The 14,530-nt window shown below is 71.6% G+C and carries 9 protein-coding genes; 2 read left to right on the top strand and 7 right to left on the bottom strand.

The window, feature by feature from the left end:
• Positions 1 to 19 precede the first annotated feature (19 nt).
• The 3 genes from ACFV7Q_RS15485 to ACFV7Q_RS15475 form a co-directional block, all read right to left on the bottom strand.
• Positions 20 to 502 carry a hypothetical protein gene (locus tag ACFV7Q_RS15485; protein WP_385428587.1) on the bottom strand — a complete coding sequence of 161 codons (483 nt, stop codon included), beginning with the start codon at positions 500 to 502 and terminating at the stop codon, positions 20 to 22.
• A complete protein-coding gene (locus tag ACFV7Q_RS15480; RefSeq protein ID WP_385428585.1) occupies positions 499 to 2,340 on the bottom strand; it encodes a glycoside hydrolase family 15 protein in 1,842 nt (613 codons plus the stop codon). Before ACFV7Q_RS15480 ends, ACFV7Q_RS15485 begins: the two co-directional genes overlap by 4 nt.
• A gap of 153 nt (positions 2,341 to 2,493) precedes the next feature.
• Positions 2,494 to 2,919 carry a hypothetical protein gene (locus ACFV7Q_RS15475; RefSeq protein WP_385428584.1) on the bottom strand — a complete coding sequence of 142 codons (426 nt, stop codon included), beginning with the start codon at positions 2,917 to 2,919 and terminating at the stop codon, positions 2,494 to 2,496.
• Between the two features lie 82 nt (positions 2,920 to 3,001).
• Here ACFV7Q_RS15475 and ACFV7Q_RS15470 point away from each other — a divergent pair, with 82 nt between their 5' ends.
• Complete coding sequence (locus ACFV7Q_RS15470) at positions 3,002 to 3,688, top strand: helix-turn-helix transcriptional regulator (protein ID WP_385428612.1); 687 nt, start codon at positions 3,002 to 3,004, stop codon at positions 3,686 to 3,688.
• A 106-nt stretch (positions 3,689 to 3,794) separates the two neighbouring features.
• Here ACFV7Q_RS15470 and ACFV7Q_RS15465 read toward each other — a convergent pair whose 3' ends face one another.
• Genes ACFV7Q_RS15465 through ACFV7Q_RS15450 form a run of 4 tightly spaced genes read right to left on the bottom strand, consistent with a single transcriptional unit; the run spans position 3,795 to position 11,969 of the window.
• Positions 3,795 to 5,051 (bottom strand): TIGR02679 family protein, encoded by a 1,257-nt coding sequence (locus ACFV7Q_RS15465; RefSeq protein WP_385428583.1) that lies wholly within the window; start codon positions 5,049 to 5,051, stop codon positions 3,795 to 3,797.
• Positions 5,042 to 9,160 (bottom strand): TIGR02680 family protein, encoded by a 4,119-nt coding sequence (locus ACFV7Q_RS15460; RefSeq protein WP_385428581.1) that lies wholly within the window; start codon positions 9,158 to 9,160, stop codon positions 5,042 to 5,044. Before ACFV7Q_RS15460 ends, ACFV7Q_RS15465 begins: the two co-directional genes overlap by 10 nt.
• Positions 9,157 to 10,401, bottom strand: coding sequence for a TIGR02678 family protein (locus tag ACFV7Q_RS15455; RefSeq protein WP_385428580.1), 1,245 nt, complete (start codon positions 10,399 to 10,401; stop codon positions 9,157 to 9,159). The genes ACFV7Q_RS15460 and ACFV7Q_RS15455 overlap by 4 nt, the downstream gene beginning before the upstream one ends.
• Complete coding sequence (locus ACFV7Q_RS15450) at positions 10,398 to 11,969, bottom strand: TIGR02677 family protein (protein ID WP_385428579.1); 1,572 nt, start codon at positions 11,967 to 11,969, stop codon at positions 10,398 to 10,400. The genes ACFV7Q_RS15455 and ACFV7Q_RS15450 overlap by 4 nt, the downstream gene beginning before the upstream one ends.
• Before the next feature lie 525 nt (positions 11,970 to 12,494).
• Here ACFV7Q_RS15450 and ACFV7Q_RS15445 point away from each other — a divergent pair.
• Complete coding sequence (locus tag ACFV7Q_RS15445) at positions 12,495 to 14,366, top strand: DNA/RNA helicase domain-containing protein (RefSeq protein WP_385428577.1); 1,872 nt, start codon at positions 12,495 to 12,497, stop codon at positions 14,364 to 14,366.
• Positions 14,367 to 14,530 lie beyond the last annotated feature (164 nt).

The following is a 14,530-nucleotide window of genomic DNA, read 5'->3' as shown; positions in this document are numbered from 1 at the left end:
GATCCGGCCGCCCTGGCCGTCAGGCACCGAGCGCGGTGAAGCCTCCCACGATGGCTCCGTAGCCGACGTGCGCGAGGACGGTGACCACGGGAGTGCTCGGTCCGTAGTTGAGCATCAGGAAGCCGGGTGGTTCCAGAAGGGCCACCTCGGGGGCGCTGGTGAGCGGGCTGCCCATCCGGGGGTGGACGAGTGGCAGGAGAACGCTGACCAGCGCGGTGCCGGCGAACAGGCCGTGCAGGAGACCGAAGAGGGCGCCCAGCCACCAGCCGGCCGTGCCGATCGCGAGGAATACGGCGTAGTACATGAAGGCGAAGACCTCGCCGTTGAGGAAGTGCATCAGGTAGCCGACCGCCTTCGCACGCGTGCGGTTGACGGTCACCGCCGTGCCGAGCAGGAAGGGCAAGTCCATGCGTGTCAGGCGCATCTCGCTGGCGGCACGCAATGCGGTGGTCAGCGCCAGTGTGCCGACGAACGCCCCGGCAGCCGTCCCCCACGCGCTCACTCGATCGCCTCCTCGTGTGCGGCATCGATGGCACGGGCGGCGCTGATCAGCGCCAGGTGGCTCAGCCCCTGGGGCAGGTTTCCCAGGAAGTCACCGGTGGCCGGGTCGATCTCCTCGCTGTAGAGGCCCACGTCGTTGGCCAGACCGACCAGCTCGTCCATCAGAGCGACGGCCCGGGCGAGCTGTCCGGTGTGGGCGAGGGATTCGGCGAGCCAGAAGGAGCAGGCGAGGAAGGCGCCCTCGGGTCCGCTCAGGCCGTCTTCGCCGGAGTAGCGGTCGACGAACGGCCCGTGCCGAAGTTCCTGCCCCACGGCCTTGATCGTCGCGTCCATGCGCTGGGCGTCGCCGTCGTAGCCGTGCAGGTGGCCGAGGAGGACGGCGGCGTCCAGGTCCTCGCTGCCCGCGGAACGCACGTAGCAGTTGCGGCGCGGCGAGACGCAGCGGGTCTCGATGAACGTGGCGATCTCTTGGCGGGCGGACTGCCAGCGGGCCAGGTGCCGGTCCGGAATCGAGCGGCGCCCGGCGAGGTGTACTGCGCGGTCGAGCGCCACCCAGCACATCATCTTCGACTGGGTGAAGTGGCGGGGCGCGCTGCGTACTTCCCAGATGCCCGAGTCGGGATCTCGCCACGTGCCACAGACCAGGTCGGCGAGTTCCGACAGGCGGCGGGCCACGTCCGCGTCCAGCCGTCCCGCGGCCTGCGCGTACAGCCAGGCGGTCTGCATCAGCTCGCCGTAGGTGTCGAGCTGGATCTGATCGGCGGCCGCGTTGCCGATGCGCACCGGCGACGAGCCGCGGTAGCCCTCCCACGGGAGGGTGTCTTCCGTGGTGTGTGCGCCGCCGTCCAGCCGGTAGAGGACCTGCAGGCGGGGGTGGGTGAGCTGGGAGGCGTGCATCAGCCACCAGAAATAGGCGTGTGCTTCCGCGGGGCAGCCGAGCTGGAGGAAGGCGGCCAGGGTGAAGGCGGAGTCGCGGACCCACGAGAAGCGGTAGTCCCAGTTGCGCTCACCGCCGACGTGTTCCGGCAGCGAGGTCGTCACCGCGGCCGCGACCGCGCCCGACGGAGCGAAGACCAGCAGTTTCAAGGCCAGCAGGCTGCGCATCACCGCCTGGTGCCACCTGCCGGTGTAGATCCGGTCGTCCGCCCAACGGCGCCAGGCCGCGCACGTACGCTCCAGGCGGGCGTCGCATTCGGCGCGGGCCGGCAGGACCAGCGGTTCCTGATGGGCGAACGGCATGGCGATCAGGGCACTCCCGCCCGGCGCCGTGAGGAAGCTGCCGCTGATCGAATCCCCCTCGCACCGGGGTTCGCCGGCCTCCCAGGCACATATGGCGAGCGCGTCCGCACCGGCTGTCGCCATGGGGACTCCCGCGCGTCGGACCAGGCGTGTGGTGCGGGTGCCGTAGCCGAATCGGGGCTGCACCCTCCACCGCATCGGCACGGCCCCGGTTACGCCCTCTACACGCCGCTGGAGCTCGCGCATCGGGTCGAGCGCGACCTCGTCGCGCAGGGTCAGCGCGTCGGTGACCCGGGCAGTGCCCTGCGGGGTGACGAAAGTCGTCTCCAGGACGTTCGTGTCGGGCAGATAGCGGCGTTCACTGCGGTAGGGCACCGCCGGTTCCAGGAGGAACCGGCCGCCGCGGTCGCCGTCGAGCACGGCTCCGAACACCGCAGGCGAGTCCAGGTCCGGCAGTCCGAGCCAGTCCACCGATCCGTCGCGGGCGACCAGTGCCGCAGCCCGGCCGTCGCCGATCACTGCGTAGTCGCGCAGCGGAACGTATCCACCGGTCCGCGGGACCACCGGGCTGTGACGACCGGTGTCGGGAGAAGTTCCCACGACTTCACCATCTCACCGCGCCCGCGCCGTCGCTCCGGCACGACGGGGCTGATCGCTGATCACTGTGCGAGGCGGTCCGAGGGGGCGCGGCACGGGCGGGTGGCGCCGTGAGGCTCCACCCGCCGGACGGATCCGGGGCCCGCCCGTCCACCGCTACCGGTCGGCGTGGTAACGCTGGGCGAGGCGTGCGAGCGCGACGGCGCCGAGGAGCAGTCCGAAGTCGCGCAGCGCGACGTCGTAGTGGCCCGGGATGGTCAGCAGGTTGACGATGATGCCAGCCAGCCAGCCGGCCACCAGCCAGCCCCCGAAGCGGGGAGCCAGCGCCACGGTGACACCAGCCACGATCTCGATCACACCCACCGCGTACATGGCCGCCTGGGCGCTGCCGGGAACGATGCCGTCGATCCACGGCGCGAGGTAGGTGGGCCAGTCCACGAGCAGGTTGGCGAACTTGTCCAGCCCGAAGAGGATCGGCGCCACCGTGAATCCGGTACGCAGGATCACGAACGCCTGGTAGCCGGGGTCAGTGAGCACCGCCCGCCGCGAGGCGGCGGAGGTGGTGGTGGTTTCGGAGGTCATGACCCCTCCTTCTATCGGCAAGTCTCATAGACAATAGAAACGCGATGTCGCTCTAAAGTCAATGGCCGTGGGTTTTACACTGGTGCTCGTGGACACCCCGAAGGAAGTGCACGACGCCGCCGTCTCCGCCGTCTCCGCCATCGCCGCTCTCGACGAGCCGACCCGCAGGCGGCTGTACGACCACGTGGTGCGCCAGCCGGGCCCGGTCAGCAGGGACGAGGCGGCGGCCGCCCTCGGGCTGCCACGGAAGACCGCCGCGTTCCACCTGGACCGGCTGGCCGACGAATCCCTGCTCGACGTCGTCTACGAGCGCCGCAGCGGGCGCTCCGGACCGGGCGCGGGCAGGCCGGCCAAGCTCTACCGCCGCTCGGCGAAGGAGATCGCCGTCAGCCTGCCGGACCGCCGCTACGAGCTGGCCGGACGGCTCCTGGCCCAAGCCGTGGAGGAATCCGACGCGACCGGCGAGCCGGTGCGGACCGTGCTGCACCGCAAGGCCGAGGAACTCGGCACGCACCTCGGCGAGCAGAACAGGACGGGCGTCTTCGACCTGCTGGAGCGGTACGGCTTCGAGCCGCACCGTGAGGGCGAGGACATCGTGCTGGCCAATTGCCCCTTCGACGCGCTGGCCCGGGAGCACACCCGGACGGTGTGCGGCATGAACCTCCACCTGCTGCGCGGTGTCCTCAGCGGACTGGGCGAGGCCGGAATCGAGGCACGCCTGGCCCCCAGCCCCGGACGATGCTGCGTCCGACTACAGCCGGCCACCTGATCGGACCGCGAGATCGGACGGACCACCGCACCGGGGCGCCCCTGCGCCGCACCCAGCCGAGCCAGCGCCCGAGACGCACACCCCGCACGATCGCCAAAATCGCAGGTCAGCAGCCCTTGTCGAGCGACTCAAGGTCCGCCAACAGCGTGTCGAGCACCGCCTCCTCCTCCAAGCGCATCCCGTGTTCGGCGAGGGCGAGCGCCAGATCCGGGTCCCACGGCGATGGGGCCGGCTTGCCGGAGAGTGGCTGAGCATCGATCCCCGTCGCTGCCACCCCCTCCCGGTAGTCGTCTGCCGTGTAGCGCCAGGGCCGCCATGGCACGTGCTGCATCAGCGTCGCGGCGATGCGCAGACCACCCCAGTCGAAGTCGCCGTGGTAGCGGAACGCAGCCCCCATCGTGTGCAGGTGGCGCAGCAGTGTGAGAGCGGCGGCCGAGGGCTGCCCCTGGAGGCAGACCAGCGGTCGGGCGTCCGGGCCGTGAGTGTCCGCCGCAGCCGAAAGGACAACGGGGTTCTCGCAGATGTGGACCACGGGGGGCGCCGTCCGCGGCGGACGGTGGGCGAGCTGCCGGAGGGTCAGTACGCACGGTTCGCCCACGTCCGCCATCCAGTCCAGGGCCGGAGTCCCGCCGACATTGAGTGCGAGGACCGTTGAGGAGACGTCGTCGCGTAGGAGGCCTGCGGAGGACCACGCCGCCCTTCGCCAGGCGGCCCCCTGCCCCTCGGGATGGCCGGTCAGAGCTCGTACGCCGGACAGGACAAGGGTGGCGACCGGCGTGCCGTGGTCAAGTGCGTGCGCACTTCCGAGAGTGTCCGCTGCGAACACCGACAGTGAACGCGCCGGTGTGGCAGGCAGTTCCCTCAGTACGCGGACGACCTGGTCGAGCAGCAGGCGACCGGAGGCGGGCGTGCCGGCGAGTCGCCGGGCGATGCCGCCGTCCCGGACGCGAGCGGCCCACTCGGCGAGACGCGGCCGGTCCTCTGCGAGCAGCGCGAGCGGCTCGTAGGCCTGCTCCCAGGCCCGTCCCTCGATCCGACGGGCTTCGTCGAGGAGCACGACGGGACCGGTGAGGGAAGCGACGGCCGCTTCCAAGCCTCCGGGGCTGATTCCGGATCTGCGCAGTACGGCGTCGACCGCATCGAGCCGCACGGTCAGCGACGCACCACCTCCGGGAGCCCGTCCCAGCAGCCGTTCGGCCGCGGCGCGTTGGGCGGGGGCGGGAGCGGCGAGGGAGACCGGTCCGGAGAGTGGCTGACCGCGCTCCATCCGGCGGCGTACGCGCTCCACCAGCCAGGCCAGATCGGTGCCGCCGAGGAGCCGGTGCAAGCGGTCCTCGTCGACGGACGCCCCCTTCACGTCCACAGTAGGTCCGCTTCCTGATCCGCCCGCCGCACGGGATCTGCCCCTCGAGTTCGAGCCGTGCCGTCCCACTCCCAGCGGGTGACGAGGACGGCGGCCACTTCGTCGACGCGGGAGAGCTGGGCGATCGCGATGCCCGGTACCTGCGGATAGCAGGCCCACTCCCGCTCACTGGTCATGACCACGTCCAGGTCGAAGGCGTGGAGCAGGCCGAGGCACTTGGCCCGCGAGTCGTCGTCGACCCCGGCGAACGCTTCGTCCAGGGTGACGAGCCGCGGCGCGTACGGGTTGCTCGCGCTCGCGTAGTGCGAGGAGGCCGCGGCGAACAGAGGTACGGAGACGGCGAGGACGCGTTCGCCGCCCGAGGCCGGTCCGGTGGCCGGTACCCAGCGGCCGTGCTGCTGCCGCTCGACGGCGAACTCGTGCCAGGAACGGTAGTCGAGGGCCGCGGTGAGGTGCTCCAGCCAGCTGCCCGCCACGTCCTCGGTCTGCTGGCGGGCGATCTGCGTCTGCAGGAACTCCCCGACCGCCGTCCGGTCCTCGGGGGTCCAGGCGTCGGCGGTCTGGAGCAGCCTGCCACGGGCCTGGGCCAGTCCCGCGGGAGCCTTGCGCGAGGCCCGCCACACCAGGCGGAGGGTCATCCCCGTGGAGGTCGGGCGTTCCTCCAGCTCGGCGTTCATGGCCAGCACCTTGCGCTCGGCGGCCCCGATGAGCTCCTGAAGTGTGCCCGCGACCTCGGTGATGAGGTGGGTTTCGAGGATCTCGCGTTCGTGTGCGGACAGGATGCGGGTGAGTTCCCCCACTTCGACCGCGAGGGCGTCGACGAGTTCGGGTACGGGGCGCTCGCGCCCCTGGTAGACGACGTCGACGACCATTCCCTCCTCCACCATGCGCGCCGAGGCCGTGTGACCGTGCCGGGAGAGCGCGTCCTGGAGGGTCTTCAGCTCTTCGCTCAGCCGCCGCTGTACGCGCTCCCACGCGCCGTCCGAGTCATCGGTCGCGGCCAGCTCCGCTTCCAGGGAGCGGGCGAGGGCGATGGCCGGCGTGGCAGCCCACGGTTCCCCTCCCGCAGCCGGCACGGCGAGGTCGGGAAGCGCCACGGCGATCAGGCCGGTGGCGGTGAAGCGCTGGAGCGCGGCGATGGCCTCGGCACGTGCGGCGGCAGCGGCAGTGACGTCCTTCTCCAGCTGTTCGATGCGGCCTTCGGCCCGGCTGGCCCGCCGGTCCGCCTCCGTCCGGCGGTCCTCGGACAGGCGCTGGTCCGTCACGCAGCGGCGCAGGGCCTCGGCGGTCTCGGCGAGGCGCCGCTCCAGCTCGGCCACGGCCGCGCCCACCGTCGAGCGCAGCGTCGTGAGCCGCTCGCCGTCGGCTGCCGCCTGTCGGGCTGCCTCCTCCGCCCGCAGGTCGAGTTCGGCAGTCCGTTCGGCGGCCCTGCCGGTCTCCTCGCGCTCCTCGGCAACCTGCCGGAAGGCTTCCGTCCGCTCGCGCAGTGCGGGCCAGAGCGCTGCCAGGAGCGCGGCGAGCTCCACGAGGGCCTGACGTACGGCGGCCAGCTCCGACACCTCCGGGGGAAGCCCCACAGCCGCCGCCGTCTCGTGAACGTCGGCCCGTGCCCGCTCGGCCCGCTCGGCTGCGGCCAGCACGTCGGCGGCCCGCTCCTCACGGCGGATCCGGGCCCGGCGCACAGCGTCGGCTGCGGCGGTGACACGGGCGTGCGCCCGGGTCAGGGGCGCGTCGTCGGGTACGTCCGCCAGCTCGGTGTCGAGCGCCGAGCGGCGCCCCGCCAGGGCCTGGACCTGCTCGGCACTGGCATCCCATAGCTCCTGGAGGGAGGAGAGTTCCGCCTTCAAGGCGGTGATACGGGCGCGCCGCGCGGCTTCCCGGGCGCCCTCTCCGATGTATTCGGCACCGGGCTTGGTCCACCGACCGGTGAGCGCACCCACCCGGTACCGTCCGTCCGGCGCGACCCGCGTGTCGGCCGCCGCGTCCCCCGGGGTGGCGCCGAGTCCGATCGCCCCCAGGAGCCGGACCACCGCTTCCTCGCCCACCGCGGCCGCCCGGGCGTCGCCGCGGTCGACGGCCGGGCGGAGCACGTCGGCGAGCGACGGGCCACCGACCGGACCGGTGCGCGGGGCGAGGAGCACGTCGTGGCCGTCCGCGGCCAGAGCCACGCCGTCAGGGCACACCCAGGCGTCCAACAACCCGCCCGCCTCCAGGGCTGCTTCCAGGCCGGCACGGTCGCTTTCCCCGACGTGCTCCCGGAAGTCGACCAGCCGCCACAGCGGAGCACCGGGTGCCCGATCGCGCAAGCCCGGCGTTCGGGTGTACGGAGCGGTCGGCGCCCGCCGGCCGCCTGCCTCCAGCTCCGCGAGTTCTTCCTCCACCTCCCCGAGACGGGCCGCCAGGCCCGCCCGGGCGTGCGCCGCTTCCGCCGCCCGGTCCGCGAGCACCGCTGCCGCGGCGCTGTGCACCTGTACCGCGTACCGGCGTGCCGGGTAGGGGCCGTTCTGGTGCACGGCCCACTCCTGGAGCTCGTCCAGCAGTCCTTCCGGGTCGGGGTACACCAGCTCCCCGCACCGGCCCGCATGTTCGCGTACGGCATCGACCAGAGTCCGGCCGGCAGCCGTCACCGCCTCTCCGGCTGCCTCCTCTGCCTCCGCGGCCTGGCCCAGGTCGGCTTCCGCCTCGTCGAGCCGCAGTGCGGCGGCCCGGTGCTCGGCCGCCGCCTTCCCGGCCTGCTCGGCGAGGTCTTCCACGTGTCCGAGGGTGCGCTGGCGGCGATCGGTCGCCTCGGCCACGGCGGCACGCAGCTCGGCCACCGTCATGCCCTCGGCCTCCGGCAGGTCCAGCCGGGCCTTGCGGGCGACCTCCCCGACCTCGCGGAGCGTGCCTTCGGCCTGTTCCCGGGCGGTTCTGAGCCGGTTCTCCGCGGTGCCGAGGCGACCCAGCGCCCGGGTGTGCAGGAGCGCGGCCTGTTCCCGGTCGGCGAGGGCGCGGGCGCTGTCGCCCCGCGACCGTTCCGCGGTCTTGGCGGCACGCTCCAGTTCGTGGGCGCTGCGCATCTCCGGACCCTCGCGCAGAGCTGCGTCGGTGGCCTCCAGCCGCGCCTGCGTCTCGGCGAGCGCGGCGATCCGCTCGGCGGCCTCCGCCCGCTCCTCCTCGGCGACCGCCTTCTCGTCCTGTGCTCCGGCGAGGTCGCGCAGCAGGTGCTCGTACCGGGAGTGCTCGGTACGCGGGAGGCGCGCCCGTCGGCGCGAGGCGATGCGGGCATAGCGCCGGTAGTGGTCGAGGAACGCGGATGCCGCGCGTTCGGCCGCCCCGGCGGCCCGCAGTTCCTCCTTCTCCTCGTCCAGGGACCGGAAGGCCTCGGCCACGTCCGCGATGACGGCCTGGTCCATGGGCGGGAGCGCCTCGGTGAGGGCGCGGGAGAGGGCCGCTTCGTTGGGACGCTTGGACAGCTGGGGCTGGCGCAGCTGGATGAGCAGGTCGACGAGGGCGCCGTAGCGCTGCTCACCGAGTCCGAACAGCGCCTCGTCGACGGCCCGGCGGTAGGCCTTGGCCTGGTCGTGGACCATCCCGTGTCCCGACACCGCTTCGATGAGCCGGTCGCGCGACAGCACGGTACCCGTGGCGTCGAGCAGGCTGAGCGAGCCTTCGACACGTGATCCGGCGGGCGAGTGGTCGATCCGCTGCCCGGTCACCGCCCACCAGTGGCGGGCGATCCCCCGCCCGCTGACCGCCTTGAGCCCGCAGACGAGCGTGCGGAAGTGTTCCTCGCCGCTCGTCCCGTCGCGGCGGCCGAACTCCACCCAGGTGTAGCCGAGTCGTTCGGAGTGCGGGTGCTCGCCGCCGAGCAGGAGGTTCCACTCCATTCTCTTGCCCGTGTCCCCGTCCGGCTCCACGCGGCGGGCGCTGAGGTCCCCGTCGAGGAGGAAGGGCAGGGTCAGGGCGAGCACCTTCGACTTGCCGGTGCCGTTGTTCCCTCGGAGCAGCAGCCTGCCGTCGCGGAAACGGAACTCCTCCACGTCGTAGTGGAAGAGGTCGACCAGCCCCATCCGCAGGGGCTGCCAGCGGGAGCGCGCGGGGGCCGGGAGCGCGGTACGGGAGATCAACGCGGTGACGCCTTTCGCTGCACGGGCACCCCGGTGGTGCCTGTCGCACGGGGTGTGAGTACGACGGTCTCGCCGACCGCATACCGGGCGAGCGCCGGCCGGGGCACGACCCCGTCTGCGGTGCGGGAGACCAGACCGAGGGCGGCGAGCCGGGCGACCGCCTGCTCCACCAGCTCCGCTTCGGCTCCCGCCTCGCGCGCCGACTTCGACCAGAAGCCGCCGTGCTCGGAGGCGAGTTCGGTGACCCGGCCCATCAGGTCGGCCCTGCTGACGGGGCCGTCGGCCGCCGTGAGGTGTTCGGCGAGCAGGAGGGTGACGTGGCCGTGGGTGCCCGATTCCGGCATGCGGAGGTCGGTGAGGTCGTCGTCGGGATCGACCATGGCGATCCCCTCTGCCCTGACCTCCGCGACGAGTCCGGTGAGCTCGGTGATGCGTGCGGTGAGGAAGCCGCGCTGACGGGTGAGGTAGGCCAGTTCGGCGTCGGTCAGCTCGTCGTAGTAGAGCACGGGGTCGTCCAGCAGTCGCCGGGTCAGCGACCTCCGCACGGCACGGAAGCGCAGCTCATCACTGTCGAGGGCGGTCTCGGCGGTGAGCTCCGCGAGCCGCTCCTCCCAGGCCGCGGCCCGGACCGTGGAAGGGCCGCGGCGGGTGGCGAGCAGCCCGGCCAGCACGCGCCGCTCGACGTCGTACAGCGCGTCGCCGGCTCCGCTGACGTAGGCGTCCTCGTCTCCGGCGACGCGCCGCAGCACTCCGAGGCCCAGCAGGAGCCGCACCACGGCGGCCAGGTCGAGCCGCTCGTCGCGGCGGTCCAGGGTGAACTGGATCCCCGTGGCGGCGAGCTGGGGGTCTGCGGCGTCCAGCACGACCTGGTCGGCGAGCCTGCCGAGGGCGACCTGTGCCTCGCCGCGTTCGAGGGCGGCCAGGGCGAGGCAGAGCAGGACGTACCGGCGGCGGGTGAAGGGGGCGGCGCTGCGGGTGGCCTCGCGGGCGGGGTGGGTGGCGTCGGCGAGGTGGGCGGGGATCTTGCCCAGCCGGGCTGTTTCGGAGTCGACCTGGAGGGACCAGCCCGTGTTGCGGTCGAACCATTCGCGCAGCTCGGAGGCGTGCCGCCGAACGAGTCGGTACGCATCGGCGGAGGATCCGTGCGCCAGCAGCAGCGGCTGCTTCAACAGGGCGCGGGCGGCCTTGCGCAGTTCGGCGGCGTGCTGCCCGTCCAGCACTTCGGCGAGCGGGGTGGTCATGGTCCGTCGCCCCCTTCCGTTCCGGCGGTGAGATCGACGATCTCGATGGTGTGATCGGGGCCCCGGAAGGTCCCGACCGGCGTGCGGATCTCGGTCGTGGATCCGTCCGGCAAGGCCGTGAGCCGGATCTCCATGGATCCGTCGTTGCTCGTGGCCGAAGTGTGCGACATGCCGGGCCGCCAGGTGGCCAGTGCGTCGCCGAGGAGCTGGAGGAAGAGCCGGAAACTGACCGGATCGAGTTCGCCGAGCCCGGACAACGTGGTGATGCCGTCGGTGGCGAGCCGGGCCCGCGCGGCAGCGGTTTCCGCGGCCTGCTTGGCGGCGGTCTCCGCGAGCAGCCGACGCGCCTCCTGCCGGTCCTCGACCTTTCGGGGCTTGCCGCGCCGCTCGTAACTGCCCGTGCGTCGCAGCTGCGGGCTGATGCGCAGCGGTTCGGCGTCGGCCCACGGCGTGGACGCGGGGTCGGGGCGGGCGAGCCGTGCGGCCAGCGTCTCGGCGTCGACGGTGAGGTGCCGCGCGGGATAGAGCCCGAAGGCCGCACGCCACAGCTGGTGCCGGGCGTCGTCGTCGGGGGCCTCGGCGAACCAGCGGGCGAGCGTACGGAAATCCGCCGAACGGTCCGAACGGCCGGCCCGGCGCTCGTTCAACGCCCGCACGACCGCCAGCAGCTGCGGAATCGCACCCAGCGCGCGCCCGCGCAGCAGCCGGGACTGCGACTCCCGGCCGCCCCGACTGAGGAACCAGGCCGCCAGCCCCTCCCACCGGTGGACCCACCGTTCGTACCCGGCCTGCTCGGCTTCCGCGGCTTCCTGCGGGGTCGCATCGGCCGCCTCGCGAGCGGCGGCCGCCCGCAGCAAGGGCTCGATGCGCCGGCCGTCCTCCAACTCCAGGATCAGCCGGGCGATGCGCGCGCCGAGGGTGATCAGGTCCTGGATGAACCGCTCCAGGTACTGGATGAGTTGGTCCTTGTAGGCGAGGAAAACCTCCTCCCCCACATCATGGAGATCGATCGTCCGCTGCAGCGACCCCATGAAGGCGCGCGCGTTGTCGGCGAGCGCGGCGAACCGGCTGGCGAGCCCGTCGAGCGCGAGATGCGTCTTGGCCGGATCCGGCTCCTCTTCGGCCGCCAGCACCAACAGCACCCGCAACTGCGTGACGATGTCGTGCAGCGCAACGGCCTGCAGCGCACCCCGCCGCCCGAGCGCCTCGTCGTAGGCGGACAGCGCCTGCTCGGCGGCCTCCCCTTCCCGCGTGAGCTGATAGATGAAGCGCTTCCGATAGAAGTCCTCGACGGCGGTGACCCGCCCCGTGTCCGGATCGGCCCGCAGGTTCCCCCAAGCCACCAGACTGTCAAGTGCCTTCACCACGGAATCGAGCTCTCCGGGCCGAACCCCGACGGGCAGCGCGGCCTGCACGTCCTCGGGCCTCAGATGCACGGCGAACCGCTCCTTGGCAGCCAGGAAGGCCCGCATCACGGAGCGGTAGACCAGCACGTTCGGGGCGGTGAGGTGGGAAAACGTCCCGTACTCGCCGGTCTGGCCCGTGGGCTGCGGAGGAGTCGTGTCCATCACCACCCATTCTCCCGAACCCACGCCCTTGATCCGCAAGAGCGGCAGGAGTTGACCGAATCACATCGATCTTGACCGCGCCTCCCCACCCCCGCCCGAAGCCGAACGAGCGCAACAAGCCGAGCATCCGACACCACCGCGAACAACGGCTCAGCGCCCCTTCTCAACGGCCTCCAGACGGCGACGTACCCGACGTGGTGGGATCGACTCTGCGCAAGCCACTTCCGCCGTCCCACTGCCGGTGGTCGAACCACCGGCAAAAGTTTCCCGGCTCGGTGCAGTGCCTCGCGGAGCGGCGGGCATACCACAGCGACGCTCGCCAAGCCTCCGGCCGCGAGTCCGCGGCATGACGAGCAGAGTGGCAGACGGCACTGACTCAGCCAGCACCAGACTCGTGATCCACGTTCTGTTCTAGAATGACGAACACCATCTCAGCGGCCCGCCGGGCTTCCGCTCCACTTTGTGGAACTCGAAGGACACGCCCCCACCCGCACGAGCGACTTCGTGCTGCCTGGGGGCATTTTCTTGCTGTTCCGTGAGTCCGCGGCGTCACTGGCCAACCGCACCCACCTCGAAGGACGGCTGGCGGAGCTCCTGGCCGAGAACTTTCTGCACAAGCACCGACACCAGCCCCAGCCGTCGGAGGTGCGCTCCTGGCAACGCAGCATCCCTGCGCTCACCAACGCACTCGTCGAAGCCGGGCTCGGCGAGGTCGAGATGCTGCTGGAGTACGGGCTACCCCTGACCAGCAAGCGCGCGGACGTGATACTCGCCGGCGTGCATCCCTCTACCGGGGAGCCGTCGTACGTCGTGGTGGAACTCAAGCAATGGAGCAACGCCTTCCCCGAGGACGGGGATCCGCTGCGCTGCCGTGTCGACGCGTACCCCGCCCCGGTACTCAACCCGATCGAGCAAGTGCGGGGCTACTGCGACTACCTGGCGTCCTTCAACGGGGCTCTGGAGCGGCGCCCTGAGTCGCTCGCCGGGGTGGCGTACCTGCACAATGCCACCGAATTCGGCGTCGCAGGGCTGCGCGCCGTACCGGAGGACGAGCGCGGTCGTATGTTCACCGGCGAGCAGCGGGGCGCTTTCCTGGCCTACCTGCGTTCGAGACTGGCGCCGAAGCCCGGCGCCGATGCAGCCGACGTCCTGCTGCAGGGGAAGGTTCGGCCGTCCAAGCAGTTGATGGCCGTTGCTGCCGAAGAGGTTCGCAATCGGGAGCAGTTCGTCCTACTGGACGAGCAGCGCCTCGCCTACGAGACGGTGATGTCCGCCGTCAGGAAGGCTCGGCGGTCCAACCACAAGCAGGTGATCGTGGTGGCCGGCGGGCCTGGTTCCGGCAAGAGCGTGATCGCCCTGTCCCTGTTGGGCGACCTCTACCGACGCGGGGTACCCGCGCTGCACGCCACCGGATCGCAGTCGTTCACGAAGACAATGCGCAAGGTCGCGGGCGCCCGAAAGCCCGAGGTGCAACGGCTCTTCCGCTACTTCAACAGCTTCATGGAGGCCGAGCCCAACGATCTGGACGTGCTCGTCTGCGACGAGGCACACCGGCTGCGCAAGACCTCCGCCAACCGGTACACCAAGGCGTCCCTCCGCACCGGTCGACCGCAGGTTACGGAACTGATGGACGCCGCCCGGGTTCCCGTTTTCCTACTCGACCAGCACCAGGTCGTACGCCCGGGGGAGATGGGCACGGTGCAGGAGATCCGGGAGGCCGCGGCCGAGCAGGGACTGGACTGCACGGTGGTGGAGCTGGACAGCCAGTTCCGCTGCGGCGGCAGCGACGCGTACCTGCGCTGGGTGACGGGCCTGCTGGGTCTGGAAGGCGACGGTCCCACCACCTGGGAGCCGGACGGCAAAGTGGAGCTACTGACGGCGGACAGCCCGCAGGAGCTCGAGGACTTCCTGGCCGCACGGCGCGCCGAGAACTACGGCGCTCGCATGTCCGCGGGCTACTGCTGGAAGTGGACGACGAAGATCACGCCGGACATGACGGCGCTGCCGACGGACGTCACCATCGGCGATTGGGCGCGGCCGTGGAACCTGTACGGTGACCGTTCCTTCCTTGGTGCACCGCCCGCGCCGCTCTGGGCCACCGATCCCGCGGGCTTCGGCCAGGTCGGGTGCGTCTACACCGCGCAGGGCTTCGAATACGACTGGTCGGGCGTGATCATTGGCCCGGACCTCGTCTGGCGGACCGACCGCTGGATCGTTGACCGGACGGCGTCCAAAGATCCCTCCTTCACCAAAGCGACCCCGGACGACGACGTCGACCGCCTGGTCCGCAACACCTACAAGGTGCTGCTGACCCGGGGCATGATCGGCACCGTCGTCCACTCGACGGACCCCGAGACCCGCGAGAAGCTCCGCTCCCTCGTTCCCACACCACACTGATCCCTCCCACGGGTTAAGATCGGTGCGCTGCGCACCTTCCCGGAGGGTACGAGGCGTTGGTTCATGTGCTGGCCCCAACGGGCAGCGGGTGAGGGATGGTTGTGCCCGTCGTGTGGAGACACTCGACGTGAGCGTGGATACCCGGTAGGGCGTCGCCCTGCCAT

It is taken from the genome of Streptomyces sp. NPDC059851 (genome assembly GCF_042732005.1).
GTDB lineage: Bacteria > Actinomycetota > Actinomycetes > Streptomycetales > Streptomycetaceae > Streptomyces.
The sequence above is the reverse complement of the archived record's forward strand: the minus strand, read 5'-3'. Positions and strand labels throughout refer to the sequence as shown.

Bases quoted from the DNA above. Each gene is read 5' to 3' on its own strand.
- ACFV7Q_RS15475 (WP_385428584.1), bottom strand. From the start codon at position 2,919: ATGACCTCCGAAACCACCACCACCTCCGCCGCCTCGCGGCGGGCGGTG.
- ACFV7Q_RS15455 (WP_385428580.1), bottom strand. From the start codon at position 10,401: ATGACCACCCCGCTCGCCGAAGTGCTGGACGGGCAGCACGCCGCCGAA.
- ACFV7Q_RS15450 (WP_385428579.1), bottom strand. From the start codon at position 11,969: ATGGACACGACTCCTCCGCAGCCCACGGGCCAGACCGGCGAGTACGGG.